The 26,215-nt window shown below is 52.3% G+C and carries 28 protein-coding genes; 20 read left to right on the top strand and 8 right to left on the bottom strand.

Annotation, left to right across the window (positions count from 1 at the left end):
• Nucleotides 1-16: 16 nt before the first annotated feature.
• From KQI75_RS11375 to KQI75_RS11390, 4 genes are read left to right on the top strand one after another with little or no spacing between them, the layout of a single operon-like run.
• Nucleotides 17-1,090, top strand: coding sequence for a YibE/F family protein (locus KQI75_RS11375; protein WP_216470917.1), 1,074 nt, complete (start codon nucleotides 17-19; stop codon nucleotides 1,088-1,090).
• Entirely contained in the window at nucleotides 1,083-1,880 is a 798-nt protein-coding gene (locus tag KQI75_RS11380; protein ID WP_216470918.1) for a YibE/F family protein, read from the top strand. The genes KQI75_RS11375 and KQI75_RS11380 overlap by 8 nt, the downstream gene beginning before the upstream one ends.
• On the top strand, nucleotides 1,877-2,554 hold the full coding sequence (locus KQI75_RS11385; RefSeq protein ID WP_216470919.1) for a DNA alkylation repair protein: 678 nt from the start codon (nucleotides 1,877-1,879) through the stop codon (nucleotides 2,552-2,554). Before KQI75_RS11380 ends, KQI75_RS11385 begins: the two co-directional genes overlap by 4 nt.
• The gene (locus tag KQI75_RS11390; RefSeq protein ID WP_216470920.1) at nucleotides 2,551-3,237 is read left to right on the top strand and encodes a M48 family metallopeptidase; all 687 of its coding nucleotides are present in this window, start codon (nucleotides 2,551-2,553) and stop codon (nucleotides 3,235-3,237) included. Before KQI75_RS11385 ends, KQI75_RS11390 begins: the two co-directional genes overlap by 4 nt.
• Before the next feature lie 49 nt (nucleotides 3,238-3,286).
• Here the strand turns inward: KQI75_RS11390 and KQI75_RS11395 are convergent, their stop codons facing one another.
• Genes KQI75_RS11395 through KQI75_RS11405 form a run of 3 tightly spaced genes read right to left on the bottom strand, consistent with a single transcriptional unit; the run spans nucleotide 3,287 to nucleotide 6,287 of the window.
• Nucleotides 3,287-4,561: an amidohydrolase gene (locus KQI75_RS11395; RefSeq protein ID WP_216470921.1), complete on the bottom strand. Its 1,275-nt coding sequence runs from the start codon at nucleotides 4,559-4,561 to the stop codon at nucleotides 3,287-3,289.
• Nucleotides 4,558-5,658: an S-methyl-5-thioribose-1-phosphate isomerase gene (mtnA, locus tag KQI75_RS11400; RefSeq protein WP_216470922.1), complete on the bottom strand. Its 1,101-nt coding sequence runs from the start codon at nucleotides 5,656-5,658 to the stop codon at nucleotides 4,558-4,560. Before mtnA ends, KQI75_RS11395 begins: the two co-directional genes overlap by 4 nt.
• The gene (locus KQI75_RS11405) at nucleotides 5,655-6,287 is read right to left on the bottom strand and encodes a class II aldolase/adducin family protein (protein WP_216470923.1); all 633 of its coding nucleotides are present in this window, start codon (nucleotides 6,285-6,287) and stop codon (nucleotides 5,655-5,657) included. Before KQI75_RS11405 ends, mtnA begins: the two co-directional genes overlap by 4 nt.
• Before the next feature lie 173 nt (nucleotides 6,288-6,460).
• Between KQI75_RS11405 and nudC the strand changes: the two genes are divergently transcribed.
• Entirely contained in the window at nucleotides 6,461-7,312 is an 852-nt protein-coding gene (nudC, locus tag KQI75_RS11410; protein ID WP_216470924.1) for an NAD(+) diphosphatase, read from the top strand.
• A gap of 22 nt (nucleotides 7,313-7,334) precedes the next feature.
• Nucleotides 7,335-8,150, top strand: coding sequence for an alpha/beta fold hydrolase (locus KQI75_RS11415; RefSeq protein WP_216470925.1), 816 nt, complete (start codon nucleotides 7,335-7,337; stop codon nucleotides 8,148-8,150).
• Nucleotides 8,151-8,167: 17 nt separating this feature from the next.
• Here KQI75_RS11415 and KQI75_RS11420 read toward each other — a convergent pair whose 3' ends face one another.
• A complete protein-coding gene (locus tag KQI75_RS11420; protein WP_216470926.1) occupies nucleotides 8,168-9,523 on the bottom strand; it encodes an MATE family efflux transporter in 1,356 nt (451 codons plus the stop codon).
• A gap of 161 nt (nucleotides 9,524-9,684) precedes the next feature.
• On the opposite strand from KQI75_RS11420, the gene KQI75_RS11425 reads away from it, so the two are divergent.
• From KQI75_RS11425 to trpS, 8 genes are all read left to right on the top strand, one after another.
• Complete coding sequence (locus tag KQI75_RS11425) at nucleotides 9,685-10,242, top strand: chromate transporter (protein ID WP_216470927.1); 558 nt, start codon at nucleotides 9,685-9,687, stop codon at nucleotides 10,240-10,242.
• The gene (locus tag KQI75_RS11430; protein ID WP_216470928.1) at nucleotides 10,239-10,811 is read left to right on the top strand and encodes a chromate transporter; all 573 of its coding nucleotides are present in this window, start codon (nucleotides 10,239-10,241) and stop codon (nucleotides 10,809-10,811) included. The genes KQI75_RS11425 and KQI75_RS11430 overlap by 4 nt, the downstream gene beginning before the upstream one ends.
• 117 nt (nucleotides 10,812-10,928) lie before the next feature.
• The gene (locus KQI75_RS11435) at nucleotides 10,929-11,384 is read left to right on the top strand and encodes a MarR family winged helix-turn-helix transcriptional regulator (protein ID WP_216470929.1); all 456 of its coding nucleotides are present in this window, start codon (nucleotides 10,929-10,931) and stop codon (nucleotides 11,382-11,384) included.
• 21 nt (nucleotides 11,385-11,405) lie between these two features.
• Complete coding sequence (locus KQI75_RS11440) at nucleotides 11,406-13,571, top strand: ABC transporter ATP-binding protein (protein WP_216470930.1); 2,166 nt, start codon at nucleotides 11,406-11,408, stop codon at nucleotides 13,569-13,571.
• Entirely contained in the window at nucleotides 13,571-15,394 is a 1,824-nt protein-coding gene (locus KQI75_RS11445; protein ID WP_246566634.1) for an ABC transporter ATP-binding protein, read from the top strand. The genes KQI75_RS11440 and KQI75_RS11445 overlap by 1 nt, the downstream gene beginning before the upstream one ends.
• Nucleotides 15,395-15,543: 149 nt before the next feature.
• A complete protein-coding gene (locus KQI75_RS11450; RefSeq protein WP_216470931.1) occupies nucleotides 15,544-15,930 on the top strand; it encodes a hypothetical protein in 387 nt (128 codons plus the stop codon).
• Nucleotides 15,931-15,966: 36 nt separating this feature from the next.
• On the top strand, nucleotides 15,967-17,661 hold the full coding sequence (gene dnaK, locus KQI75_RS11455; RefSeq protein ID WP_216470932.1) for a molecular chaperone DnaK: 1,695 nt from the start codon (nucleotides 15,967-15,969) through the stop codon (nucleotides 17,659-17,661).
• 122 nt (nucleotides 17,662-17,783) lie between these two features.
• Nucleotides 17,784-18,872: a tryptophan--tRNA ligase gene (gene trpS, locus KQI75_RS11460; protein WP_216470933.1), complete on the top strand. Its 1,089-nt coding sequence runs from the start codon at nucleotides 17,784-17,786 to the stop codon at nucleotides 18,870-18,872.
• A gap of 45 nt (nucleotides 18,873-18,917) precedes the next feature.
• Here trpS and hydF read toward each other — a convergent pair whose 3' ends face one another.
• Nucleotides 18,918-20,108: a [FeFe] hydrogenase H-cluster maturation GTPase HydF gene (gene hydF, locus KQI75_RS11465; protein ID WP_216470934.1), complete on the bottom strand. Its 1,191-nt coding sequence runs from the start codon at nucleotides 20,106-20,108 to the stop codon at nucleotides 18,918-18,920.
• 83 nt (nucleotides 20,109-20,191) lie between these two features.
• Nucleotides 20,192-20,326, bottom strand: a complete 135-nt coding sequence (locus tag KQI75_RS13715) for a hypothetical protein (RefSeq protein WP_281416232.1) — start codon at nucleotides 20,324-20,326, stop codon at nucleotides 20,192-20,194.
• An 87-nt stretch (nucleotides 20,327-20,413) separates the two neighbouring features.
• On the opposite strand from KQI75_RS13715, the gene KQI75_RS11470 reads away from it, so the two are divergent.
• The 5 genes from KQI75_RS11470 to KQI75_RS11490 all read left to right on the top strand — a co-directional run bounded on the left by KQI75_RS11470 (nucleotide 20,414) and on the right by KQI75_RS11490 (nucleotide 23,609).
• Nucleotides 20,414-20,821: a putative ABC transporter permease gene (locus KQI75_RS11470; protein ID WP_216470935.1), complete on the top strand. Its 408-nt coding sequence runs from the start codon at nucleotides 20,414-20,416 to the stop codon at nucleotides 20,819-20,821.
• A gap of 34 nt (nucleotides 20,822-20,855) precedes the next feature.
• Complete coding sequence (locus KQI75_RS11475) at nucleotides 20,856-21,638, top strand: type III pantothenate kinase (RefSeq protein ID WP_216470936.1); 783 nt, start codon at nucleotides 20,856-20,858, stop codon at nucleotides 21,636-21,638.
• A gap of 113 nt (nucleotides 21,639-21,751) precedes the next feature.
• Nucleotides 21,752-22,132: a GntR family transcriptional regulator gene (locus tag KQI75_RS11480; RefSeq protein WP_216470937.1), complete on the top strand. Its 381-nt coding sequence runs from the start codon at nucleotides 21,752-21,754 to the stop codon at nucleotides 22,130-22,132.
• Entirely contained in the window at nucleotides 22,129-22,977 is an 849-nt protein-coding gene (locus KQI75_RS11485) for an ABC transporter ATP-binding protein (RefSeq protein ID WP_216470938.1), read from the top strand. The genes KQI75_RS11480 and KQI75_RS11485 overlap by 4 nt, the downstream gene beginning before the upstream one ends.
• Nucleotides 22,974-23,609, top strand: a complete 636-nt coding sequence (locus KQI75_RS11490) for an ABC-2 transporter permease (protein ID WP_216470939.1) — start codon at nucleotides 22,974-22,976, stop codon at nucleotides 23,607-23,609. The genes KQI75_RS11485 and KQI75_RS11490 overlap by 4 nt, the downstream gene beginning before the upstream one ends.
• 54 nt (nucleotides 23,610-23,663) lie before the next feature.
• On the opposite strand, the gene KQI75_RS11495 is transcribed toward KQI75_RS11490, so the two are convergent.
• Nucleotides 23,664-25,019, bottom strand: a complete 1,356-nt coding sequence (locus KQI75_RS11495) for an NCS2 family permease (protein ID WP_216470940.1) — start codon at nucleotides 25,017-25,019, stop codon at nucleotides 23,664-23,666.
• A gap of 163 nt (nucleotides 25,020-25,182) precedes the next feature.
• Here KQI75_RS11495 and KQI75_RS11500 point away from each other — a divergent pair, with 163 nt between their 5' ends.
• Entirely contained in the window at nucleotides 25,183-25,722 is a 540-nt protein-coding gene (locus tag KQI75_RS11500; RefSeq protein ID WP_216470941.1) for a DUF3877 family protein, read from the top strand.
• Here KQI75_RS11500 and KQI75_RS11505 read toward each other — a convergent pair.
• Nucleotides 25,719-26,135, bottom strand: a complete 417-nt coding sequence (locus KQI75_RS11505; RefSeq protein ID WP_216470942.1) for a DUF523 domain-containing protein — start codon at nucleotides 26,133-26,135, stop codon at nucleotides 25,719-25,721. The genes KQI75_RS11500 and KQI75_RS11505 overlap by 4 nt on opposite strands.
• Nucleotides 26,136-26,215: the final 80 nt, after the last annotated feature.

Below are 26,215 nucleotides of genomic sequence, written 5' to 3' on the forward strand. Positions count from 1 at the left end.
GGGAAATAAAAAGATTTTGCTGCTGATACTCATTGTCGCTGCTGTGATCGGCTATGTCTTGGTCAATCATGATGCGGGGCTGTACCGAGATATGACCGTAGTGAAAATCACGGATATCAGCACGAAGCACACGGAAACGCAGACCGGCGTGCTGTCGGATAAAGAAAATTATTATGTCCAGACAATCACGGCGAACATTTTAAACGGCGAGTATAAGGGGAAAACCGCGACGCTTTCCAATCAATATACCGATTCCAATGTGCGGGACGAAGCGTATGCAGTCGGTGACCAGCTGCTTGTCGATTTGGCACGCGACGGCACGACGGGCAAAATTCTCGAACAAAAGCGAGATACATTGGTGTATTTGCTTGTGGCTGTGCTGCTGATTGGCTTGATCGCCGTGGCGGATCGTGCGGGATTTTTTTCGTTTTTGTCCGTGTGCATCAATCTTGTGCTGCTGCTCTTTGCGCTGCACTGCTATCTGACGGGATGGAACATTATGGCGCTGACCGCCTGCATGATTTTCCTGTTCACCGTGCTGTCGCTGCTCATTGGCAACGGCGTCAACCGGCGTTCTCTGTTGGCAATTGTTGTTACGCTGCTTTCTATTGCAGTCACGGCGGGTATTTACTTGTTGGTGCGCGCGGTGACGCCGGCGCTGCAATATCAGATGCTGGAGTATGCCGTCGTACCGGATGACCTTAGCGCTCTGTTTTTCTGTGAGACAATGGTTGGCGGACTGGGCGCCGTGATGGATGTGGCTATTTCTCTGATTTCCACAGCGGATGAACTGCTGGAACAAAATCCGCACATCGCATATGACCAGCTCAGAAAGTCCGTGCGCACAGTGTCGGATGACATCATGGGCACGATGGTCAACGTGTTGTTCTTTACCTATATTTGCGGCGGTCTGCCGGGCATGCTGCTCATGCTGCGCAATGCCATGACAATGTCGTTCGTGTGGGAATATGTGCTGTCCTTTGAGATGGTGCGCTTTTTGGCCGGTTCTATCGGCTTGGTACTTGCAGTTCCGATTACGCAGCTGGTTTTGCGCGTGTGGGTAAAGAGACAGGAGGCGGCACATGGTTAAGATTTTGGCTGTTATATTGTTGGTGCTGATGCTGGCGGTTGGCAGAGATCGCGGTTTGCAGGCGTTTTTGACCATTTTGATGAATGTCGGCATTTTGGCAGCCGTGCTGTATGCGATTACGCTGGGCATTTCGCCGCTGCCGGTCAGCGCCATTGCAGGCATGCTGCTGACGGTTTTGATTTTGTTCTATCAAAACGGATACAATCTCAAAACGAAAGTCGCTTTTGCTGTGATTCTGGCGGTGGAAATCATCCTGTTTCTCATCGGCATGATTTTGTGCTGCAAGGGGCATGCAGGCGGATACAGCGAGGTGAAAATCAATCTGGATGACGGTCTGTTTTTGGATGGCAACGTCGGCTTGTCCATGCTGCAGGTGGAAATCGCGGTGATTTTGCTCAGCCTGCTCGGCGCCATCAAGGACGCGGCGGTTGCGGTGACCTCCGCCGTCTATGAAGTGCACGAGAACAATCCGTCGCTGCTGCCGTCGCAGCTGTTCGGCTCCGGTCTCAAAATCGGACGGGAAATTCTGGCGACCACCATGAACACCCTGTTTTTTGCCTGCGTCGGAGAATCGTTGCTGCTGTTTAACATTATTTGCTATTGGGGATATTCGTTTGGCTATATTCTCAATTCCAAAGCGCTGTTTCAGGTGCTGCTGTATACGGGCATTGCGGCGATTGGCTGTATCGCGGCGATTCCGCTTGCCGCCATCGCCATGGCGATGACGCTTAAGCGGCGGGATGGCACGGGAGCACCTCCGCGCGGACAGCACACGGAGGGCGAAGCATGACGGAAATTCAACGGCAATTGTTTGCTCTGCGCGATCAAGCATACAAAGACTTTCACAAAAAGCTGATTCCGACCATAGATTCGAATCGTATCATTGGTGTGCGGACGCCGATTTTGCGCAGCATGGCAAAGCGGTGTGCAGGACAGCCGGAGGCGCAGGCATTTTTGCACGCGCTGCCGCATACCTATTATGAAGAAAACAATTTACATGCGTTTTTGCTGGAGCAAATCACAGACTATCCGACGCTTTTGGCAGAATTACACGCGTTTTTGCCGTACATCGACAATTGGGCAACCTGCGACAGTCTGCGCCCCAAGTGCGTCAAAAAGCATCTGCCGGAATTTTTGCGGGAGATTCGAACGTGGCTTTCGTCTGAACGGATATATACCATTCGGTTTGGACTTAATATGCTCCTGTCCTTTTATCTGGACGATGCGTTTGAGCCGGAATATCTGCTGTGGGCGGCACAGGTGCAGTCGGAGGAATACTATGTGCAGATGATGCAGGCGTGGTATTTTGCCACGGCACTCGCCAAGCAGTGGGACAGCACAATTGGGTATTTGCAAACCGATCGGTTAAATCTATGGGTTCATAACAAGACCATTCAAAAGGCCATAGAGAGCCGCCGCGTCACCGACCAACACAAACAGTATTTGAGGACCTTGAAGCGATGAGAGAACGAATCATAGCAGGAATTTCCGTTCAAATTGTGCGCAAGCGCATTCGGTCGATGAATCTGACCGTTCGCCCGCCGGAGGGGACGGTTCGTCTGTCGGTTCCGACGCGAACGTCCAATCGGGTGATTGACCGCTTTGTGCAGGAACATGAGAGCTGGATTCATGTCCAACAGGAAAAAATCCGCATGGAATATCCGCAGCATCAGTATCAAAGCGGCGAATGCATGTATCATTTTGGCGTGCCGCTGCACCTGCTCGTGCAGGAGACGGGCAGGCGCGGAAGCGTGCAGCGCACCGGTGATGTACTGCTCTTGTCTGCGCCGAAAGACAGCACGCCGGAACAGCGTAAAGCATGGGTGGAAGTGTGGCAGCGGACACAGTTACACGAACAAGCGGAACACCTGCTGACCAGATGGGCGGATATTATTGGCGTAGAAGTGAGAGAATGGCATATTAAGCGTATGCGAACCAGGTGGGGAACGTGCAATTATGCGGCGCACCGCATTTGGCTGAGTTTGGCGCTGGCGGAAAAGCCGCTGCCGTGTGTCGAATATGTCGTGGTGCACGAGCTGTGCCATCTGCTCGAAGCAAGCCACAACGAACGGTTTTGGGCGTATGTGGAACGCTATCTGCCGGACTGGCGCGAGCGAAAGCAAAAACTAAACGAGAGCGTACAATAAAAAAGCTGTTGCAAGGATGAAACCTGCAACAGCTTTTTTTGCGTGATACTTACTTGGTTTTGAGCTTTTGTGTAATCTCAGAACAGGTATGGTAAATTTCCTGCACATCGGTTCCAACGTCAAAGGTGCCGTTTTCGTACAGAATTTTGCCGGCAATCATGGTCAGCTGTACATTCTGCTTGCTGCCGCTGTACACCAGATTTTTGCTGATGTTGTTGACAGGCTGCATGTTCGGCTGATTGAGATCAATGACAATCAAATCCGCCTGCGAACCGGCGGTCAAAGTCTCACAATCGGTCAGGCGCATTGCCTTTGCGCCGCCGACGGTTGCCGCGTACAGCACCGCGTTGGCATCAACAGCAGACGCATCGTTTTCGTGAACCTTGGCAAGAGCGGTGGTCAGGAACATCTCACGGAACATGTCGAGGCAGTTGTTGCTCGCCGGACCATCGGTTCCGATTGCCAGATTGACGCCCGCCTGTAAAATATCCTGAATCGGTGCAATGCCGCTCGCCAGCTTCAAATTGGAAGCTGGATTGGTGATGACGGACATGCTGCGCTTTTTGAAAATTGCAATGTCCTCCGGTGTGAAGTGGACGCAGTGATAGCCGCCGCCGCCAAAATCAAACAGATGCAGCGAATCCAAATACTGTGTCGGCGTCATGCCGTGCTTTTCCATGCACGAAGCGACTTCTCCGGCAGTCTCGGAATTGTGCGTGTACACCGGTGCTTGATACAGGTGCGCCAGCGCTGCCAAATCGTCCAGAATATTGCGGGAAGTCGTGTATTCTGCATGAAATCCCAGCTCAAAGGAGATGAGTGGGTGATAGCCATTGTATTTCTGATACCATTCGCCGACCAGCGCCGCGGACTGGCTGAAATCGTTGACAGCACCCGTCAGCACCGTGCGGAATCCGGTGTCGATGGACGACTGTACAATGGAATCCGGCGTCAGATACATGTCAAAGTTTGCCGTGATGCCGCTGGTCAAATATTCCAGATAAGCGAGCTTGGACAGATGATAAATATCCTCCTCGGTCAGCTTGGCTTCCATCGGGAACACCTGTTTGTTGAGCCAGTCCTGCAGCGGCAAATCATCCGCATACGAACGCAGGAACGTCATCGCAGAGTGGGTGTGTGCGTTTTTAAAGCCGGGCAGAATGAGATTGCCGCAGACATTGCGCTCGACATCCCAATGCAGGTCAGACGGTTTTTCCTCGCCGACATAGATGATTTTGTCGTCCTGAATCCAGATTTCGCCCCAAATTGGTTCAAATCCGTCCGCCATCGTCAAAATACGGGCGTTGTACAGTCGTGTGTTCATGCGTGTTCCTCCTCTGGTGCGCCGAAGGGAATGCCGGCGTGCTTTTTGTCAAATACAGCGCGCAGGCTCTCAGTATACGGCGGGCGGCAGATGCCGTATTCCGTTACAATGCCGGAAATCAGCGTGTGATCCGTCACATCAAACGCCGGATTGTAGCATTTAACCTCCGGCAGTGCCATCGGCTCTGCGTAAAATTTCTCCTTGATTTCTTCCGGATCGCGCTGTTCAATCGGAATATCCTCACCGGTTGCACAGTTCAAGTCAATCGTTGAGGTCGGACCGAGGACATAGAACGGGATGCCGTAATGCTTTGCGAGAATTGCCACACCCGATGTGCCGATTTTATTCGCGGCATCGCCGTTTGCCGCGACGCGGTCACAGCCGACAAAGCAAGCCTGCACCCAGCCGTTTTTCATGACCAGACTCGCCATGTTGTCGCAAATCAGTGTCACATCAATGCCGCCGCGGCTCAGCTCATACGAAGTCAGCCGCGCACCCTGCAGCAGCGGGCGCGTCTCGTCGGAAAAGACGTGGAACTTGTAGCCGCGTTCCTTGCCCAAAAACAGCGGGCCGAGCGCTGTGCCGTAGCGGGACGTTGCTAGCGGTCCGGCATTGCAGTGCGTCAGGATGCCGTCTCCGTCTTTGACGAGAGACAGACCGTATTCCGCAATGGAACGGCACATGGCAATGTCTTCTTTATGAATGGCAAGGCATTCGTCGCGCAGGACAGATAAGCGGTCGGCGCGATCTGCACAGTGCTCGGCGGTGTGCAGCATGCGATCCAGTGCCCAACGCAGATTTACTGCGGTCGGGCGGGAGGAGGCAAGATACTTCGCTTGTTCGCGCAGCTTGGACAGAAAATCCGCCGCAGACAGCGCGGCATCTGCCTGCTGTGCCAGCACATAGAGGTCATACGCCGCACAAATGCCGATGCACGGCGCGCCGCGCACCTGTAAGCTCTGAATGGCATCGTACATTTCCCGTGCGGTGCGCAGCGTGAGATACTGCGTGCGGTTGGGCAGTTGGGTCTGGTCGAGAATGACGACGGCGGTGCCGTCATCGCTCAGATGAACATGATCGGATAAATATTCGCTCATATGGATTTGCTTCCTTCCTCATCAATGACAGCCGGAATCGGACAGCCGGTGCTCATTGCCAGCCGGACGATTTTCGCGGAATCTTCTACATAAACGGCGTTCGTGTACGCCTGCGCCAGCGAATCCGCCGCCGTCACAACGCCGTGATTGGCGAGCAGCGCGGCAGGCTTGCGGCTGAGAATCGGCAGGCAATGGGTGCCGACTGCGGCGCTGCCCTGTGCGGCATAGTCCGCAACCTCAATGCTTCCGCCGAGAAACAGCAGCATTTCCACGAGCACACAGGGAATTTCCCTGCGCAGCACGGCATAAGCTGTGGCGTTTGGCGAATGCGTGTGCACGATGGCGCGGTATTGCGGCAGATGCCGATAAATCTCCGCGTGCATTTTCCATTCGGAAGACGGCTTGTGTCCGGAAAGCACGTTGCCGTCCAAATCAATGATGACGATGTCTTCCGGTTTCATGATGGTATAATCCATACCGCTTGGCGTGATGGCGATGCGGCCGGATGCCGCATCATAGCAGCTCAAATTGCCGCTGGTTGCAGCCATCATACCCTCACGATAGGCTTTCTGCGCGGTGTTGACAATCTCCTCCCGCAGAGAGGTCATGTCTGGCAGAGATTGGTTCATAAGTAATCCCTCCGGTTTCTTTCTATGCTATTATACGTTTTTTTTGATTTCGCTTCAACAGCAGACAAGGAAATACTTGCAATTTGTCTGCAGGGTCGTATAATGAGGAGGGGATATATTCCCGGAAATGAAAAATAAAAACGTCACAGTGTGTGATGGTGGAGGAAAACACGATGATTCAGGATATTGGACGCAATACCATTGATACAGAATTTGCAAAACCAAAGCCGCAGGACAGCGATTATGTTCTGATTTTTGAAAAAACCGATGTATTTGTCGTGCCGGAAACCGGCAGTCTGCCGACATATGCCGACTGGAAGCGGCTGGGCGGCGACAACAGCGAACTGGTACATATTTTTGAGCAGGCAGGCACCCAGTTCTTTACTGTGCTCGATCCGGACGATGCCATCAAACAGCAGCTGCGGCGCGAGGTGTCGCGCTATCTGCGCACGGTACAGCCGACATGGCTGCGTCTCGGCTCCGTGACCGCGCTGCATTTGTTCCAGTGGTTTCAAAACCACCGCTTCTGCGGCTGCTGCGGTGCACCGATGAAGCCGGACGGCAAGGAGCTGGCGATGCGCTGCACCAATGACGAGTGTCATGCAGTGACGTATCCGGCAATCAGCCCGGCGATTATTGTCGGCATCGTAAACAACGGTAAAATCCTGCTGACCCGTTCTTCAGTCTATAAAAATCCGGTGTATGCACTGGTGTCCGGCTATATGAGCGTGGGCGAGACGTTTGAAACGACCGTCAAGCGCGAAGTCAAGGAAGAAACCGGTTTGGATGTCACCAACATTCAGTATTACGGCAATCAGCCGTGGGGCTTCTCCGGTGCGCAGATGATCGGCTTCTGGGCAGAGCTCACGGGAAGCGATCAGGTCAAGCTGCAGGAGGAAGAACTCAAGGAAGCCGGATGGTATACGCCGGAGGAGATTCCGCCGGCATACGAAGAAAATCCGCTGGATTTGACGCATTATATGATTGAACTGTTCCGCGCACACAAGGCACCCGCACAGAGATAACACAGCGGCAGGAGGCGATCACATGGTTGGAAGACTGGTATCTTCTCCAAGAGGTGCAACCTATTATTGGATTGAAAAAAACGCAGATGCACAGGCACCATGGATTATATTCACGCATGGGCTGTGCGCCAATCATCGGCTGTTTGACAAGCAGCTCCCATTTTTTCGGCTCAACTATCACGTTTTGCTGTGGGATCTGCCGATGCACGGCCGCTCCCGCCCGTATCATGCGTTTACCTATGCACATGCGGCGGAGGAATTGAAACAGATCACGGACAGAGAACACATCAAGCAGGCGATTCTGGTCGGTCACGGCATCGGCGGATATGTCTGTCAGGAGTTTGCTTCGCGCTGGCCGGAGATGGTACAGGCGTTTGTCGGCGTCAGTGCAATGCCGTTCGGCGTGGCGCTGTATCCGGAATTCGATCAGAAAGAGCTGAAAAAAGTGCCGCAGACGGTCAAGCGTCTGCCGGAGCGTATGCTGCAGACAGGATTGGCGCGCAAGCGCACACAGACGCTGTACGGCTATCAAAATGCACTGCATATGTTTGAACAGATGAGCAAAAAAGAGATGGTGCAGGCGTTTGCGGCGGCATATGGCGACCGCTTCACGCACAAAGCCGTGGTACAGTTCCGCTGTCCGGTCATGCTCGCCATCGGTGCGATGGATTACACCGGAAAAATTGCGGAGTACTGCCGCATTTGGTCGGAAAAACAAGGCTATCCGATGACCGTCATTCCGGACGCCTCGCACAACGCCAACACAGACAACGCAGATGTGTTTAACGATACGGTCAGCAAATTTTTACGCCGCAGCCTGCGCAAAAACAAAGCATAAACAACAAAGAGATGCCGTCAGGCATCTCTTTTTGCGTGTATTTGCCGCTTTTTCAGCAGAAAATAATATCCGATTCCCACAGCATCTGCGAAGAACCAGCCGATAGGAATCGACACCCAGATACCGATGACGCCAATCACGGCGATGCCGGACAACAGATAAGCGAGCGCCACACGCGTACCCAACGAACAGACGGTGAGCACCACCGACATCTGCGGGCGGTTGACGGCGCGATAATAGCCATACAGCAAGAACAATATGCCGATGCCAATGTAACAGGCGCCCTCAATCTGTAAATACTGGACACCGATGCGGACCACTTGCGCGCTGGAAGCGTCTACAAACAGCTGCATGAGCGGCTGCGCGCAGAGCCAGACTAAGCTGCTGATGATCACACAGAACACGGCAACGCTGGCAAATGCACAACGCACACCAGAAGCAATCCGTGCGGACTTTTGTGCGCCGTAATTTTGCGCGACGAATACGGAAAATGCATTGCCAAAATCCTGCACCGGCATGTATGCAATGGTATCAATCTTTACCGCAACGGCAAAAGCAGCCATGACGGCGGTACCGAAGCTGTTGACGATGCCTTGCACCAGCAGAATGCCGAAATTCATGACAGACTGCTGCAGGCAGGTGCAGCCGGACAGCGAGAGAATGCTGCGGAGATTTTCTCTGTTCCAGCACACGTCCCTGCGCGTCACGCGGTACTGCGGAAACTTTTTTAGAAAGTATACGGTGATGCCGATGCCGGAGACGCATTGCGAAGCGGCAGTGGCGAGCGCTGCGCCCATAATGCCCCAGTGCAAAACAATGACACAGTACAAATCCAAAAAAATATTTAACACGACAGAGACGGCGAGAAACAACAGCGGAATGGCTGAATTTCCGATGCCGCGCAGAACGTTGGAAAAATAATTGTATAAAAATGTGGAAAAAAAGCCGAAAAATACATAAAACAGATAGGTGTGCATATCTGCAACCGTCTCTTTCGGGACGCGCAGAAAGAAAATGATGGGGTCGAGAAAGCGATAAAACGCAAGCATCAGACAGAGAGACAGCACGCCGATCGTGCTGCAGGAGAGAAAAATGCCGTTTCGCATGGCGGGCAAATCGCGCCTGCCGTATGCTATGGACAAAAAGGCACTGCTGCCCAAGCACAGACCGATAATAACAGAAGTTAAAAAGGTCAGAATGGTATACGAGGAGCCGACCGCCGCAAGCGCCGTATCTCCGATATATCTGCCGACGACCCACGTGTCCACCAGATTGTACAGCTGCTGCATGACATTGCCGAGCATGAGCGGCAGGGCAAACAGCCACAAGCTGGTTGTGATATTTCCTGTGGTGAGATCCCGTTCCCGTTTCATGACGTGCACTCCTTTTTTGAGAAAATCATACTTTTTAAGTATAACACACGCAAACGAAAAAGCAATGTGAGACTCTATGCAAATTGCAAATAGACCGTGAAAACGTTTTCTTATATAATAATACATAGAGATGAATTTGTATTTCACGAAGGGAGTTTGTTATGCATCAGAAAAAACAGCGCGTCTGGGAACTGCTGTTGGTATTTCTCAAAATCGGCGCGTTTACGTTTGGCGGCGGATATGCGATGATTCCGCTCATCCAACGGGAAATGGTGGACAATAAAAAATGGATCAGCGAAAAAGACATTTTGGACATTGTCGCGATTTCGGAATCGACACCGGGGCCGATTGCGGTCAATGCGGCAACGTTTGTCGGCTACCATGTCGCGGGCGTGGCGGGAGCAACTGCCGCGACAGTTGGTGTGGTGCTGCCGGCGTTTTGCATCATCGCTTGTCTGGCGGCGATTCTGCCGAAATTAGAGCAGCTGCGGGCGGTGCAGTATGCGTTTTGGGGCATTCGCGTCGGCGTACTGGCGCTGCTGCTGCGCGCCTTGCTCACGATGTATCATTCCTGCCAAAAGCATGTGTTTGCCGTATGCATCATGCTGGCGGCATTTGCCTGCGTGGCGGTTTTGCAGATGAACACGATTGTCGTGCTGCTCGGCTGCGCCGTGGCAGGCGTGCTGTACACCATGGCAAAGGAGGGCACACGTTCATGATATACTGGCAGCTGTTTTCTACGTTTTTTGAAGTCGGCGCGTTTACGTTTGGCGGCGGCTATGCGATGCTTCCGCTGATTCAGCAGAAGGTACAGGCGCATCATTGGATTTCAACAGAGGATCTCGTCAATTTCATTGCGGTCAGCGAAAGCTCGCCCGGTCCGTTTGCCGTCAATATCTCGACATATATCGGGCAGATGATCGGCGGAATGGCGGGCGCACTGTGTGCGACGCTGGGCGTCATTTTGCCTGCGTTTGTCATTATTTTACTCGTTGCCCGCTGCTTTCGCGCCTTTCAGCGCAGCCGCATTGTGCGCGGCGCCATGGCGGGACTCAATCCGGCGGTTGTCGGCATGATTGCCGCATCACTGTACTCGATTGGCAGACAGGTTTTGTTTCCGCACGGGCTGGCGATTGCGTCCGGCGATGTCGTGCAGCTGTTTTGTGCGCTGTGCATTCTGGGCGCGATGCTCGCACTGATGAAAAAAGGCGTGCATCCGATTTTAATTATCTGTATGTCGGCGGTCGGCGGCGTGGTGTTTGGATTCGCGCTGCATTTGCCGGTATGATTTTTGTGTTTACGATTTATTCATATTTTATTCGCCGTTTTATCACAAACGCCTGCTATGATTGATGACACGGTTAATAATTAACAATGTTAAGCATTGCGCAGAAGGGAGGAGCGTATGGAATCAAGCGAACATTGCGTGGCGGTTTGGAACCGCATGAAGCGAATGCGGCAGATTCAGATGTGGAAGCTGTGCGAGGGCATGACCAAAGCGGAAACCGAGCTGCTGCATGTCATGTGCCGTCTAAGTAAAAAAAATCCGGACATTCCGGTTTCTCAGCTGCCGCAGGTGTGCTGTATGCAGACATCGGCAATTTCCCGTCTGATGAAAAAGATGGAGGCAGACGGCTTGATTGTCCGCAAAGTAGATCCGAATTGCCGGAGAAATACACTGGTATCTGTGACAGAAGCGGGCGCAGAACAGTGCAGGCGCAATTGGGAAGAAATACAGGACTTCTGGGAACGCGTTCTGGCGCGTACACCCGAAGAACATATTGATCAGATGTTATGCCTTTGGGATGAGATCATGGACAACATGGAAAACGTGATAGATGAACTGTCTCAGGACAAATAACATAGCAGGAGAAGCAACCATATGAAAAATATTTTTCAATTTCTAGCAAAGCATAAGCTGGCAATTTTTGCGGCGATTTGCTGTCTGGTCGTACAGGCGTACTGTGATTTGGCGCTGCCGACGTACACCAGCGACGTCCTGAATGTCGGCTTGCAGCAGGGCGGCATTGCAGACGGCGTGATGGATACCGTGCGCGCGGACAGTCTGGAGACGCTGGAGCTGTTTATGACGGATGCTGACACACAGACAGTGGAGCAGGCGTATACACAGCCAAATGTATCCGGCGTTCGGACACTGCGGGACGATGCAGACCGTGAGACGCTCAACAATATTCTGCGCAAGCCGGAAGCCACGGTGTATCAGATGCGCAGCAGCGACAAGACCAAGGGAGCACCGGAGCAAATCAAAGCGGCGGTGGCCGCCGGCGCAATGACCAAAGAACAGCTGATTTCGCAGATGGATGAAGCGTTTTCCAAAATGGGAGACATGACAGACACTTTTTTGACGGAAATCGCCGTCAATTATGTGTCCGCAGAATATCAGGCACAGGGCATTGACCTGAATCAGGTGCGCAATGCCTATCTGTTTGCCGTCGGCGGAAAAATGCTGCTCATGGCTGTGATTATGGCAATCGCGGCGATTTTGGTCGGCTTGATTGCATCCGTCACCTCGTCAAAAGTCGGACGCGATTTGCGCACTTCCATTTACGAGAAGGTCATGCAGTTTACCGATGCAGAGATGGAAAAATTTTCGACAGCGTCGCTGATTACGCGTTCTACCAATGATATTCAGCAGATTCAAATGGTTTCGGTCATGCTGCTGCGCATGGTGCTGTACGCGCCGATTGTCGCAATCGGCGGCATTATCATGGTAGTCAAGACCGGCTCCAGCATGGGCTGGACAATTGTTCTCGCCGTTGTTGTCATGATGGCGTGCATCGGCACACTGACCGGCATCGCGATGCCGAAATTTAAAATCATGCAGAAGCTGGTAGACCGCCTGAATCTGGTCTCTCGTGAAATGCTGACCGGCATTATGCCGATTCGTGCATTCAGTCGGGAAAAGCACGAGGAACAGCGCTTTGATGAGGCAAACCAGAATCTGTTTCAGACCCAGCTGTTTACCAACCGCACGATGACCTTTATGCTGCCGGTGATGATGTTTGTCATGAACGGCATTTCAGTTCTGATTGTTTGGGTCGGCGGACACAACGTCGACGCGGGCACCATGCAGGTCGGTGACCTGACAGCGTTTATCACGTATTCCATGGTCATTGTCATGGGCTTCCTGATGCTGACGATGATTTCGATTATGCTGCCGCGCGCAGGCGTAGCCGCAGACCGCATTGTGGAAGTGCTGGACACACCGATTTCTCTGCACGATCCGGAGCGAACAAAGGACGCGCTGCTGGAACAGCCGAAGGGCTATGTGACGTTTCAGGATGTCTCGTTTACCTATCCGGATGCTGATGAGCCGGCGCTGTCACACATTTCATTTACTGCAGAGCCGGGAAAAACAACTGCGATTATCGGTTCTACCGGCTGCGGCAAGTCGACGATTGTTCGGCTGATTCCGCGTTTCTTTGATGTGACGCAGGGCGCAGTGCGCATTGACGGTGTCGATGTGCGTGAGATGAGCCAGAACAAGCTGCGCAGCCTGATGGGCTATGTGCCGCAGAAGGGTGTTTTGTTCTCCGGAACCATTGAGAGCAATCTGAAATACGGCGGCGAGAACATTTCCGATGCAGATATGCAGCAGGCGGCTGACATTGCGCAGGCAACCGAATTTATTGATTCCAAGGTGGATCGGTACAACTCGCTGATTTCTCAAGGCGGCACCAATGTGTCCGGCGGACAAAAACAGCGCTTGTCTATTGCGCGTGCAATTGCCAAGCATCCGAAGATTTATCTGTTTGACGATTCGTTCTCTGCACTGGACTATAAGACCGATTTGACGCTGCGCAAGGAGCTTTCCAAGCAGACGGCGGATGCAACTGTGATTATTGTCGCACAGCGCATTTCAACGATTCTGCACGCGGACAACATTCTTGTACTGGATGAGGGTAAGCTTGTCGGCTCCGGCACGCATGAAGAATTGTTGGCTTCGTGTGAGACCTATCAGGAAATTGCAAAGAGCCAGCTGTCTGAGGCAGAGCTGGCGGGCGTAGAGAAAGGAGGCCGCGCATAATGGCACCAAGAAGAGGAATGATGCGGCGCGGACCCGGTGCGCCGACAGAAAAGGCGAAAAACTTTAAGGGGACGCTGCGGGAACTGCTCAAGTACATGGGCGTGTATAAAATTGCACTGCTCTTTGTGCTGATTTTTGCGGTTGGCTCGACCGTTTTTACGGTTGTTGGCCCGAAAATTCTCGGCAACGCAACAACCGAATTATTTCACGGCCTGATGGCAAAAATTTCCGGCACAGGCAGCATTGATTTTGATAAAATCGGCAAGATTTTGCTGGGGCTGATCATTCTGTATATTGTCAGTGCGCTGTTCGGCTTGATTCAGGGCTGGCTCATGACGGGCATTTCACAGAAAATGTGCCGCAAGATGCGCCGCGACATCAGCGAGAAAATCAATCGGATGCCGCTGGGATATTTTGAATCGCATCTGGTCGGCGATGTGCTATCGCGCATCACCAACGATGTTGATACCATGGGACAGTCGCTCAATCAGTCGGTCACCCAGCTGATTACCTCGCTGTGTACGGTCATCGGCGTCATTGCCATGATGCTGACGATCTCTCCGCTCATGACGCTGATTTCGCTGATTATCCTGCCGGTTTCCATGCTGCTGATTATGCTGGTGGTCAAGAAATCGCAGAAATACTTTAAGGCACAGCAGAAATATCTGGGAGAAATTGACGGCCAGATTGAGGAGACATTCTCCGGTCATCAGGTGGTCAAGGCGTTCAATCGAGAGCAGACGGAACTGGAGAATTTCAAAAAGACCAACGATATTTTGTATGAATCCGCATGGAAGAGCCAATTTTTGTCCGGTCTTATGATGCCGGTCATGAACTTTGTCAGCAATCTGGGATATGTAGCGGTGGCGATTGTCGGCGCGATGCTGGCAGCTAACGGAACCATTGAAATCGGCGGCATTGTATCGTTTGTTCAGTACGTCAAGCGCTTTACCCAGCCGATTACCCAGCTGGCACAGGTATCCAATATGCTGCAGTCCATGGCGGCTTCTGCCGAGCGCATCTTCGAATTCCTCAATGAGGAGGAGGAGCAGCAGACGGTTGAGAATCCGGCATCTCCGGACTGCATCAATGGTCAGGTTTCTTTCGAGCATGTCCAGTTTGGCTACAAGCCGGATCATCTGGTCATCCATGATTTCAATTGTGACGTCAAGCCGGGACAAATGGTAGCGATTGTCGGTCCGACCGGCGCGGGCAAAACCACCATGGTCAAGCTGCTCATGCGATTTTACGATGTCAATTCCGGTGCCATCCGGCTCAACGGTCATGATATTCGCGATTTCAACCGCTCGGACCTGCGTGAGGGCTTCGGCATGGTTTTGCAGGACACTTGGCTGTTTAAGGGAACGATTATGGAAAATATCCGGTACGGCAGACTGGATGCAACCGATGAAGAAGTCATTGCGGCGGCCAAGGCGGCGCGCGCAGACCGATTCATCCGCACGCTGCCGGGCGGATATCAGATGGAACTGAACGAAGAGGCGTCCAATGTCTCGCAGGGTCAGAAACAGCTGCTCACGATTGCGCGTGCAATTTTGGCAGACAATCCGATTTTGATTCTCGACGAGGCAACGTCCTCTGTTGACACCAGAACCGAACAGCTGATTCAGGATGCGATGGCGCATTTGATGCAGGGACGCACCTCGTTTGTCATTGCACACCGCCTGTCCACGATTCGGGATGCAGATTTGATTCTCGTCATGAAGGACGGAGATATTATCGAACAGGGCACGCATCAGCAGCTGCTGGAGCAGAACGGCTTTTATGCCGGACTGTACCAGTCGCAGTTTGAGGATGCGAGCTGAACAATTGCGTGTTTTTGGAGAAGCCGGCTGCATTCCTGCAGCCGGCTTCATAAATTGTTTACAAAAACATGCGGATTTGTTGTGTTTTACACGGATATGGTATGCTACAATAAATACAATACAGAAAAAGTTCGTTTGAGGTGAAATGTATGAAGTACAGGCTGATGGCATTTATGGCAGGCAGAAACGGCTTTGATGCGTTGTCCAACACGTTGATTTGGGCGTCTATCCTTGCGATGTTTGCAAGCCGCTTGATTCCGAATCAGGTTGCGCATATGATTGCATATGAGATATCCGTTTTGGTATTTGTTTATGGATATTTTCGTGTGATGTCGCGTAATCTTCCCAAGAGACACAGAGAAAATATAGCATTTGTCGGATTTTTTCAGCGCAGAAAGCTGAATTTTCAGCAGAGAAAAACACACAGGTTTTTCGGATGCCCGCAGTGCAAAGCGACGCTTCGCGTGCCGAAGGGAAAGGGCAGGATTACGATTACGTGCAACTGCTGCGGCAGACAATTTACAAAGAGAACGTGACACAAATGGCAGGAAGCACCGGAGGAGAGAAATACCATGTCGAAAATTATCGGAATTGATTTGGGCACCACAAATTCCTGTGTTGCCGTATATGAGGGCGGAGAGCGCGTCATCATTCCCAATGCACAGGGCGGGCGCACCACGCCGTCTGTCGTTGCCTTTACCAAGGATGGAGAGCGATTGATTGGTGAGACGGCAAAACGGCAGGCGGCGGTCAATCCGGACCGCACCATTTCCTCCATCAAACGCGACATGGGCACGGATCGGCGCATTTCTATTGACGGAAAGCAGTATTCGCCGCAGGAAATTTCTGCTATGATTCTGCGCCAGCTCAAAAGCGATGCAGAGACCTATCTCGGTGAGCCTGTGACAGAGGCTGTCATCACGGTGCCGGCATATTTTACGGACGCACAGCGGCAGGCGACCAAGGATGCGGGCACGATTGCCGGTCTGCATGTCCAGCGCATCATCAATGAGCCGACATCCGCCGCGCTGGCGTATGGCATTGACAAAGAGCAGGCACAGAAAATTCTCGTCTATGACTTGGGCGGCGGCACGTTTGATGTGTCCGTGCTCGACATCAACGACGGCGTGATTGAGGTGCTGGCGACGGCGGGCAACAACCGACTCGGCGGCGATGACTTTGACAAATGCGTTTGCGAGTATATCTTGTCCGAGTTTAAAAAAGCCGAAGGCATTGATTTGAGCCGCGATTCGGCGGCGATGCAGCGCGTGCGCGAGGCGGCGGAGAAAGCGAAAAAAGAGCTGTCCTCCGCGCTGTCGGCGGAAATCATGCTGCCGTACATCGCCGTGAAGCGCGGAGAACCCAAGCATTTGCAGATGACGCTGACACGGGCAAAATTCAATGAGCTGACCAATCATCTGGTGCAGGCGACACTAGATCCTGTGTATCAGGCGGTGGCAGACTCCGGATTAAATCTGCCGGACATCAGCAAGGTGCTTATGGTTGGCGGCTCCAGCCGCATTCCTGCGGTCAACGAAGCAGTGCAAAAGCTGACGGGACGCCAGCCGTTTAAGGGCATCAATCCGGACGAGTGCGTGGCAATGGGTGCCTGTTTGCAGGGCGGTGTGCTGTCCGGAGAGGTGCGGGGGCTGCTTCTGCTCGACGTCACACCGCTGTCGCTTGGCATTGAGACGGTCGGCGGCGTGTTTACCAAGCTGATTGATAAGAACACGACAATTCCGATTAAAAAAAGCCAGATTTTCACGACTGCCGGCGCATTTCAGAAGCGTGTAAAGGTCAATGTTTTACAGGGAGAGCGCCCGATGGCAAAGCAGAACAAAAGCCTTGGCTCGTTTATGCTGGGCGGCATCAAGCGCTCTGCGACCGGTATGCCGCAGATTGAAGTCACGTTTGAAATCGACACCAACGGCATTGTCAATGTGTCCGCCCGCGATTTGACCACGGGAAAAATGCAGGAAATCACCGTCACAGGTTCCAATAACATGAGCGAAGCGGACATTCAGCAGGCGATTCATGACGCGGAGCAGTACGCCGCAGAGGACAGCAAGATTCGCGCAGGCATGGAATACAAGACCAAACTGGAGCAGCTGACGTATCAGGCGGCGGAAAAGCGCAAGAGCATGGATCGCGCACACAAAAAGCAGCTGGATGCAGCGGTGAAAGAGGCGCGCCACGCGCTGCGCAGGAAAGAACCGGAGCAGATGGCGGCAGCGGCTGCCGCGCTGGAACAGATGGTTCGCGTATAGCAAAGTATAAAATATGCCCAAGATTTCAGTTAGAACTTGCTTTTTTGTGCAATTTGTATTACATTATAAAAGAAGCAAAAAAACAGACGACAGGGAAAATGTCGTTTTTAGGAGGAAATACAGTGGGTAAAGTTATTTTAACCGGCGACCGTCCGACCGGCAAACTGCATCTGGGACATTATGTTGGTTCCCTGAGACGCCGCGTAGAGCTGCAAAATTCCGGTGAATACGATAAAATCTTCATTATGATTGCAGATACACAGGCATTAACTGATAACGCAGACAATCCGGAAAAGATTCGTCAGAATATTTTGGAGGTTGCGCTGGATTATCTGTCCTGCGGTTTGGATCCGGCAAAGTCTACACTGTTCATTCAGTCTCAGGTGCCGGAGCTGACCGAGCTGACCATGTACTATATGAATCTGGTCACCGTATCTCGTCTGCAGCGCAATCCGACGGTAAAGTCGGAAATTCAGATGCGCAATTTTGAAACGAGCATTCCGGTTGGATTCTTTACATATCCAATCAGTCAGGCGTCCGATATCACGGCGTTCCGTGCGACCACGGTTCCGGCCGGTGAGGATCAGATGCCGATGGTAGAACAGACCCGCGAAATCGTGCACAAGTTTAACAGCGTATACGGTGAGACACTGGTTACGCCGCAGATTTTGCTGCCGGAGAATCAGGCGTGCCTGCGTCTGCCGGGCACCGATGGCAAGGCTAAGATGTCCAAGTCTCTGGGCAACTGCATTTATCTGTCGGACAGCGCAGAGGACGTGCGCAAGAAGGTCATGAGCATGTACACCGATCCGGAGCACATCCGCGTACAGGATCCGGGCAAAATCGAGGGCAACACGGTATTTACTTATCTGGATGCCTTCTGCCGTCCGGAGTACTTTGCAGAATTCTGGCCGGATTATGCAAATCTGGATGAGGTCAAGGAGCACTACCAGCGTGGCGGTCTGGGCGATGTAAAGGTGAAGAAGTTCCTGAACAACGTCCTGCAGGCAGAGCTGGAGCCGATTCGTGCGCGCCGCAAGGAATATGAAAAGGATATTCCGGCAGTGTATGAAATCCTCAAGAACGGCAGCGCCGTTGCACAGGCTGAGGCAGCACAGACGCTGCACGATGTGCGCGCCGCTATGAAAATCAACTATTTTGAAGATGCAGAGCTGATTGCTTCGCAGGCTTCCAAGTACGGCGACAAATAACAATCATTGCATGAGAAAAGGCATCCCGATGGGATGCCTTTTTTGCTATAGCTCCAGCCCCAGCGGCTTGACCGCGCGGGGGAGAATGCCGTTGATATAGGAAATCAGAATGCCGTAGTTGGTCATCGGTACACCCTCGTCCTCGGCGTAGGCGATGCGGGATTTCATCTCCCGCTCGTTGAGCATACAGCCGCCGCAGTGCACAATGAGCTGATACGGAGACAGATTTTCCGGAAACGCGCCGCCGCTGGTAAATTCGAAATGCAGCGATTTTCCGGTATAGTCCTCGATCCATTTGGGCAGCTTGACCGTGCCGATGTCATCGCATTGCCGATGATGCGTGCAGCCCTCGGAGATTAACACGGTATCGCCGTCTTGCAGCTGACGCAGGGCGGTGACGCCGCGCACGGCGCTGTCCAATCGGCCTTTGTAGCGGGCGAACAGGATAGAAAATGAGGTGAGCGGCACATCATCCGGTGTGTCGGCGGAGACGCGCCGGAATGCCTGACTGTCTGTCACGACCATGCGCGGCGGCTGGCCGAGCTTTTTCAGCGTGGCTTTCAGCTCGGTGTCCTGACAGACGATGGCGGTCGCACCGGCTTCTAAGATATCGCGGATGGTTTGCTGCTGCGGCAGAATCAAGCGGCCTTTGGGTGCAGCGGAATCAATGGGCACGACGAGCACGACAAAATCATTGGGCTGTAACAGATCAGCAATAATGCGCCGCCCGTTGTCTCCGGTCGGCACAAGATGTGCAATGGCTTCTTTGAGTGCATAGATGCCGGTTCCGGCAGCTGCGCTGACATAGCGCATGTGCTCGGTATCTGCCGGAACGGCATCCAACAAATCACACTTGTTCATGGCAATGAGATGCGGAATGTTTTTTGCCTTCAGACGAGCGAGCAAATCCGTGTGTGCGTCGGTCAGTCCCTCCGATGCATCAACGACGACAACCGCCAAATCACACTTGTTCATCACCTGCATGGCTTTCCGGACGCGCTGGGCGCCGAGCGCACCGATGTCATCCAGACCCGGGGTGTCAATCATCACGACAGGACCGAGCGGCAGCAATTCCATGGCTTTGGAGACCGGATCTGTCGTTGTGCCTGCGATGTTGGAGACAATGGCGAGGTCTTGTCCGGTCATCGCGTTGATGAGACTGGATTTTCCGGCGTTGCGCTTGCCGAAAATGCCGATATGTACGCGCTCCGCATTGGGCGCTGTGTTCATGCTCATACAATCACCTCAAATTCAGAATCATTCCCCATCTGTGGGAAATGGGGGTTCGATGTATTTGAACATAGTATACCGCACGAATATCATTTCGTAAAGTGCACGGAAGGCGTATATCGCTGCTCATTGAGAGAACCGCGGCGGCTTTTGAAGTCTGCGCTGGCTCGCCGCGGGCGGTAGCGCGGGTGAACCATCGGCGCACCGTGACAAAAATATTTCATAACACACACCTCCCCAGACAGGATATGTCGCTTTCGCATAGAATATTCTCTGCCCAACAGGGAACGCTAAAAAACAGGTGATGTGGTTTGAGTCGGATAGAAAAGACGATGATTTTGATGGCATATGGGTTTTGGGGGTATCCGTTTTTGGAAATTCTGTTCCGCGGCTGGTCGCATTGGTCGATGGCGCTGGCGGGCGGAATTTGCTTCGGACTGATGGGATTGGTTTCTGATACATTATATCGGTATCGGCTGCCCGTTCGCGCCATGGCAAGCGCAGTGACCGTGCTGTTTGTCGAATTTATTTTCGGTTGTATTTTTAACTTGGGCATGCAGCTGCACATTTGGGATTATTCCCGTGAGCTGGGCAATCTGGCGGGGCAAATCTGCATCAAATATGGCTTGCTTTGGTTTGTACTCAGCATACCGTTGGTGTGGCTGGCAGACCGCCTGCCGGTGGATACCTCTTGCAAGCAGCGCAAAATCGGCATATAATAGCAGACATATACACGGGAAAGGGGACAGGCACATGCTGCTTGCAATCAATATACAAAATTCAGCCATCACATTGGGGTGCTTTGACAGACAAGGCAATTTGTGTGTGGTTTCTCATATTGCATCCGAGACACGGCAGACGGCGGAGCAGTACGCCTGCGGGATAGACAGCGTTCTGCGTCTGCGCGGATGTGATGCGGGCAAGATTTCCGGCGCAATTATTTGCTCTGTCGTTCCGGCACTCAGCGGCGTGCTGCGCGAGGCGGTCGAGATTTTGTGCCGCTGCGAGGTGGTCAATGTGTCGTCCGGCGTCAAGACGGGTCTGAGTATCCGCATGGACAATCCGCGCGTAGTTGGCAGCGACTTGGTGTGCGTGGCTGTGGAAGCGGCGGCGAAAAAACAGCTTCCGGCGCTGGTGATTGATATGAATACGGCGGTTACGTTTACCGCGCTGGATGAGAGCGGCGCGCTGGTCGGCTCCATCATTGCACCGGGCATGCGTATCGGATTGGAATCGCTGCATACCAAGGCGGCACAGCTGCCGTCCATCGGGCTGACGCGGCCGCACACTGGACTGCTCGGGAAAAATACCATGGATGCCATGGCGTCCGGCATGCTCAATGGCACGGCATCTATGATTGACGGCATGATTGGCAGATGCAGAGATCAGCTCGGAGACAATTTGACGGTGTATCTTACAGGAACCGATGCAGAACTCGCCGCGCCGTATTTGACAGAGACTGTCCGGCGCGTGGATGACATGGTGCTGTACGGACTGCACCGCATTTGGATGAAAAACAAACGAAGGGAAATTTGAAGACAAGAGGCGGAGCGACCCGCCTCTTTTTTTGCGCAGCGGCTTGACAAAAAACACGAACCCGTATATACTGTATATATAGAATATATACAGTATATACGGAGGTGGTTGCCGTGCAGATTCTTTTGCAGCATACCGGCGGCAAACCGATTTACGAGCAGATTGCCGAACAGATGAAGGCGCAGATTTTATCCGGAGAGATTCCGGCAGGAGAACAGCTGCCGTCCATTCGGACGCTGGCGAAAGACCTGCATATCAGCGTCATTACGACAAAGCGGGCGTATGAAGAACTGGAACGGGAGGGCTTTGTCGAGACCATGCAGGGGCGCGGCACGTATGTCGCGCAGCAGGACGCGGAGCAGGTGCGCGAGGAACACCGCAGACGCATAGAGCAAAAATTACTGGAAGCTGTAGAGATTGCAAAGAGTGCGGATATTTCCGAACGAGAAGTGCGAGAAACGCTGCATATTCTATTTGGAGGTGGCGAGAGATGAAGGCATTGGAAGTCAAGGGACTGTGCAAGCAATACGGAGATTTTGCTCTGGACAACGTAAATTTTTCTTTGGAGCAGGGAACCATTACCGGACTGGTCGGCAGAAACGGTGCGGGCAAGACGACGATTTTGCGCAGCATTTTGGGCGCGGCGCATATCGATGCCGGAGAAATTTCGTTTTTGGGACGGCCGATAGACGCGCAGACCAAGCAGGATATCGGCGTCGTGTATGACGCCTGCTGTTTCAGTGAAATGCTGAAGATTCGGCAGATAGACAGCGTGCTGGGCGATATATATCACAATTGGTCGCAGGATGTTTTTCTGGGATTGTGTGAGCACTATGAACTGCCGGAACATAAGACAATCAAGACATTTTCCCGCGGCATGAAACAGAAGCTGTCTATTGCGGCGGCAATGGCGCACAGCCCGAAATTGCTGCTGCTGGATGAGCCGACAGGCGGATTGGACCCCGTTGCCCGCGAGCAGATTTTGGACGATTTGCAGACGTTCATTGAGGACGGCGAGCACACCGTGCTGCTGTCCACGCACATTACCAGCGACTTGGATCGCGTGGCAGACAATATTTTGATTTTATCGCACGGAAAAATGCGGATTGATGTAGAGAAAGATACGCTGCTTAACGAATATATTGTGCTCAAGGGCAGTCCGGAACAGCTCGGACAGATGCAGCCGGAAGATATTCTCGGCGTCAAAAAGCAGGCGTATTCGTTTGAAGCGCTGTGCGTAGGACGCGAACGCATGCAGGAAAAATACCCGCAGTTTGTGTGCGACAGCGCGGATGTTGAACAAATCTTGATTTTGCTGGAAGGCGGTGCAGACCAATGAAAGGCTTGGTAAAATATGATTTGATGCAGCTGGCGGGAACCTCGAAAAAAAGCTTTTATCTGCTGTACTTCGTCGGTCTGGCGGCGGTCGGCGTCATGCTGGGCGGCGGAACCATATGCAGCTATATGGCGGTCATGATTGGCTGTATGACGGGCGTCAGCTTTTTCTCGTATGAATCGTGGTATCATTGGGACAGCTACTGTGCTGCCATGCCGCTGTCCAATCGGCAGATTGTCGTTTCGCGATACATCAGCCTGCTTATCGTGACAGGCTGCGGCGTTTTGTGGGGAATTGTTATCGGCGTGCTGGCGCTTGCGGCGGGAAAAATGGATTTGACGTGGACACAATGGCTGCTCTCGATGGTGCAGACGGTGCTGGCGGCGCTGCTGTATATGGAGATTGAAATTCCGGTCATGTATCGGTTCGGTGTCGAGCGCGGGCGCATCGTCAACATCTTGCTGTTTATCATCCTGTTCGCAGGGATCTCTGCGCTGGCAGAGATCAACGAGATGCCGGCGGCAGTTACCTCTGTCGTACAGCTTGTGTTCGGCGTGGTGTGGGTTGTCATTCTGCTGTGCTTTCCGGTTTCCATTGCGGTTTCCATGCGTATTCGAGCGAAAAAAGAATATTAAAAAATCATCCCGCTGTCATTGAGACGGCGGGATGATTGCACTTTATGTGGTGAATTACAGGAAAATGTACTTTAAAACAAACAGAATTGCCAAAACGTACATCAGCGGTGTGATCTTCTTGCGGTTGCCGCAGAACAGATTGATGACAACATACGAAATGACACCGATGGAGATGCCTTCCGAGATGCTGTAGGTCAGCGGCATGCAGGCCAGACACAGATAAGCAGGAATGGATTCGGTCGGGTCGTTGAAGTTGATTTGCACGACGGCGGAAATCATCAGGAAGCCGACAAAAATCAGAGCCGGAGCGGTTGCGAAGCTCGGAATGGTGGTAAATACCGGAGCAAAGACAATGGAAACCAAGAACAGCAGACCGGTTACAATGGAAGACAGACCGGTTCTGCCGCCTTCAGCGACGCCGGAGGAGCTTTCCACAAAGGTTGTTGTGGTAGAAGTACCCAGAATGGCACCGGCGGAGGTTGCGAGTGCATCAGCGAGCAGAGCCTGCTTGATGCGCGGCAGCTTGCCTTCTTCATCCAGCATATCTGCCTTATTTGCCACGCCAATCAGTGTGCCCAGCGTGTCGAACAGATCGACAAACAGGAAGGCAAAAATGATGACGATAAAGTCAATAATATTGAAATCCGTACCAGCCAGATTGAAGCACTGACCGAAGGTCAGACGAATCGAGGTAATGTCAAAGCTCGACCAGGACGGAATCAGAGAATAGAAGCCGTTGGCAGCATCTACCTGATAAATACCGGTGAGCTGACACACAATGCCCAGTACCCAAGTGACCAGAATGCCGATCAGGATGGAACCCTTGACGTTCTTGACATGCAGAATAGCAATGAGCAGCAGACCGATGACTGCGAGCAGCGCGCCGATACCGACTGTGTGGAAGTTTTCGGTAAAATCAACGATCGTAACCAGCGTGGTGCTGTCTACGACCAACTTGGCGTTCTGAAGTCCCAGAAAAGCGACAAACAGGCCAATGCCAACCGATACACCCTTTTTGAGCTGAAGCGGAATGGCGTTAAAAATGGCTTCACGCACATTGGTCAAGGAAAGGACGATAAAAATCAGACCTTCGACGAAAACAGCAAGCAATGCGAACTGCCAAGAATAGCCCATCTGTCCGACAACGGTGTATGCAAAGTATGCATTGAGTCCGAGACCTGGTGCCAGTGCAAATGGATAGTTTGCGAGCAATGCCATACAGAAGCAGCCGATAAAGGATGCGATGGCGGTTGCCATCAGAATGGCATTGGAATCCATGCCGGATGCCGACAGGATGGAAGGATTGACCGCGAGAATGTAAGCCATGGTCATAAAGGTTGTCAGACCGGCAACGACTTCTGTCTTGACATTCGTGTGGTTCTCCTTCAATTTAAATAATGATTCAAGCATGTACGAAATACTCCTTTCAAGATATGAATCATTGATGAACAATCAATTATACCATGCTTTGCAGGAAGATGCACGAAAAAAATCCGGCTGTCCTTTACATTTTTTGGGGTACAGAGTACAATAGAAGCAAATACAATGGAATTCTCACAGAGGAGGACGTATCTTGAATTACGAAGCACTGACTCAAAATCTCATTGGCATGGTGAAGGAATCCCAGATTAAGCTGGGCTATACGAAAACACCGATTCATTTATATTTTCCGGCAGAAGCAGTGAACCATTTACTCGATGCGCAGCTTTCGGTTGCAGAACTAGAGAACCAGTTGGCACAATTTGCAAAGACTGTGGAAGACTTACTTGGTACGCTGACGGTTTCTGTAAAAGATGAGCTGTTTTGCATTACGGTTCCGGAAAAGGGCGTCGAATATGTACACGAAAACGTCGAGACCAGCGGATTTTTGGAAGAATTCATCGCCTGCATGAGCAAGCCGGGACATACGATAGAGGAAATTACCGCGGTATTCCGCAAGTATTCCGATCAGGTTGTCGTTGAGACACCGAGCAAGGACACAGACGAGTTTGACTATTTGATTTATTTTGCGGATGGAAAGCCGGACGCCTATCGCTACTGCATCCATGATGAGATGGGACAGCTGATTTACCATCGCTTCACGCAGAAGGAATTTGAAACCTTCGGATTTTAAAAATCATCCGAGCTTTTCACGGAATAACCGGCTCGCTGGAGTGCCTCGGCAAATAAGCCGGATTGGTTGACCAGTGTTCCGGTAAATGTGCCGTCGTATCGCTGCCCAACACCGCAGGTAGGACTGCGCGATTTCAAGATGACGAGATCGATGGGCTGCTGCGCTGCAATCTGCATCGCTTTGCAGACACCAGAACAATAGGCATCTGTGACATCTTCGCCGTTTTTGCGCAGGACACGGCTGCCGTTTACTTCGACCGGCGGGCGCGGCGCAGGCATTCCCGCTAAGATTTCCGGACAAATAGGGATTACCTGCTTATCCTTCAAGAAGTCGAGAATGGCGGGGGAACAGTTATTTCCGCCGTTATATTTGCAGTTCTCACCGAGCAGACAGGCGCTGACAAGTACGGTCATACAATCATCTCCGATAGAAAAATTTGATACAAACATTATAACATGTTCCGTCCGTGGGATACTATTCCTGCGGGCGGATT

The sequence above is a fragment of the Butyricicoccus intestinisimiae genome (genome assembly GCF_018918345.1).
In the GTDB taxonomy this organism is placed as follows: Bacteria; Bacillota; Clostridia; order Oscillospirales; family Butyricicoccaceae; genus Butyricicoccus_A; species Butyricicoccus_A intestinisimiae.

Excerpts from the sequence above, each read along its gene's own strand:
- dnaK (WP_216470932.1), top strand. The coding sequence starts at position 15,967 with ATGTCGAAAATTATCGGAATTGATTTGGGCACCACAAATTCCTGTGTT.
- KQI75_RS11435 (WP_216470929.1), top strand. The coding sequence starts at position 10,929 with ATGGAATCAAGCGAACATTGCGTGGCGGTTTGGAACCGCATGAAGCGA.
- KQI75_RS11430 (WP_216470928.1), top strand. The coding sequence starts at position 10,239 with ATGATATACTGGCAGCTGTTTTCTACGTTTTTTGAAGTCGGCGCGTTT.
- KQI75_RS13715 (WP_281416232.1), bottom strand. The coding sequence starts at position 20,326 with ATGAAATATTTTTGTCACGGTGCGCCGATGGTTCACCCGCGCTACCGC.
- KQI75_RS11420 (WP_216470926.1), bottom strand. The coding sequence starts at position 9,523 with ATGAAACGGGAACGGGATCTCACCACAGGAAATATCACAACCAGCTTG.
- nudC (WP_216470924.1), top strand. The coding sequence starts at position 6,461 with ATGATTCAGGATATTGGACGCAATACCATTGATACAGAATTTGCAAAA.
- KQI75_RS11425 (WP_216470927.1), top strand. The coding sequence starts at position 9,685 with ATGCATCAGAAAAAACAGCGCGTCTGGGAACTGCTGTTGGTATTTCTC.
- KQI75_RS11380 (WP_216470918.1), top strand. The coding sequence starts at position 1,083 with ATGGTTAAGATTTTGGCTGTTATATTGTTGGTGCTGATGCTGGCGGTT.
- KQI75_RS11405 (WP_216470923.1), bottom strand. The coding sequence starts at position 6,287 with ATGAACCAATCTCTGCCAGACATGACCTCTCTGCGGGAGGAGATTGTC.
- KQI75_RS11490 (WP_216470939.1), top strand. The coding sequence starts at position 22,974 with ATGAAAGGCTTGGTAAAATATGATTTGATGCAGCTGGCGGGAACCTCG.
- mtnA (WP_216470922.1), bottom strand. The coding sequence starts at position 5,658 with ATGAGCGAATATTTATCCGATCATGTTCATCTGAGCGATGACGGCACC.
- KQI75_RS11445 (WP_246566634.1), top strand. The coding sequence starts at position 13,571 with ATGGCACCAAGAAGAGGAATGATGCGGCGCGGACCCGGTGCGCCGACA.
- KQI75_RS11485 (WP_216470938.1), top strand. The coding sequence starts at position 22,129 with ATGAAGGCATTGGAAGTCAAGGGACTGTGCAAGCAATACGGAGATTTT.
- KQI75_RS11440 (WP_216470930.1), top strand. The coding sequence starts at position 11,406 with ATGAAAAATATTTTTCAATTTCTAGCAAAGCATAAGCTGGCAATTTTT.
- KQI75_RS11475 (WP_216470936.1), top strand. The coding sequence starts at position 20,856 with ATGCTGCTTGCAATCAATATACAAAATTCAGCCATCACATTGGGGTGC.
- KQI75_RS11450 (WP_216470931.1), top strand. The coding sequence starts at position 15,544 with ATGAAGTACAGGCTGATGGCATTTATGGCAGGCAGAAACGGCTTTGAT.
- KQI75_RS11385 (WP_216470919.1), top strand. The coding sequence starts at position 1,877 with ATGACGGAAATTCAACGGCAATTGTTTGCTCTGCGCGATCAAGCATAC.
- KQI75_RS11395 (WP_216470921.1), bottom strand. The coding sequence starts at position 4,561 with ATGAACACACGACTGTACAACGCCCGTATTTTGACGATGGCGGACGGA.
- KQI75_RS11495 (WP_216470940.1), bottom strand. The coding sequence starts at position 25,019 with ATGCTTGAATCATTATTTAAATTGAAGGAGAACCACACGAATGTCAAG.
- KQI75_RS11505 (WP_216470942.1), bottom strand. The coding sequence starts at position 26,135 with ATGACCGTACTTGTCAGCGCCTGTCTGCTCGGTGAGAACTGCAAATAT.
- KQI75_RS11390 (WP_216470920.1), top strand. The coding sequence starts at position 2,551 with ATGAGAGAACGAATCATAGCAGGAATTTCCGTTCAAATTGTGCGCAAG.
- KQI75_RS11415 (WP_216470925.1), top strand. The coding sequence starts at position 7,335 with ATGGTTGGAAGACTGGTATCTTCTCCAAGAGGTGCAACCTATTATTGG.
- hydF (WP_216470934.1), bottom strand. The coding sequence starts at position 20,108 with ATGAGCATGAACACAGCGCCCAATGCGGAGCGCGTACATATCGGCATT.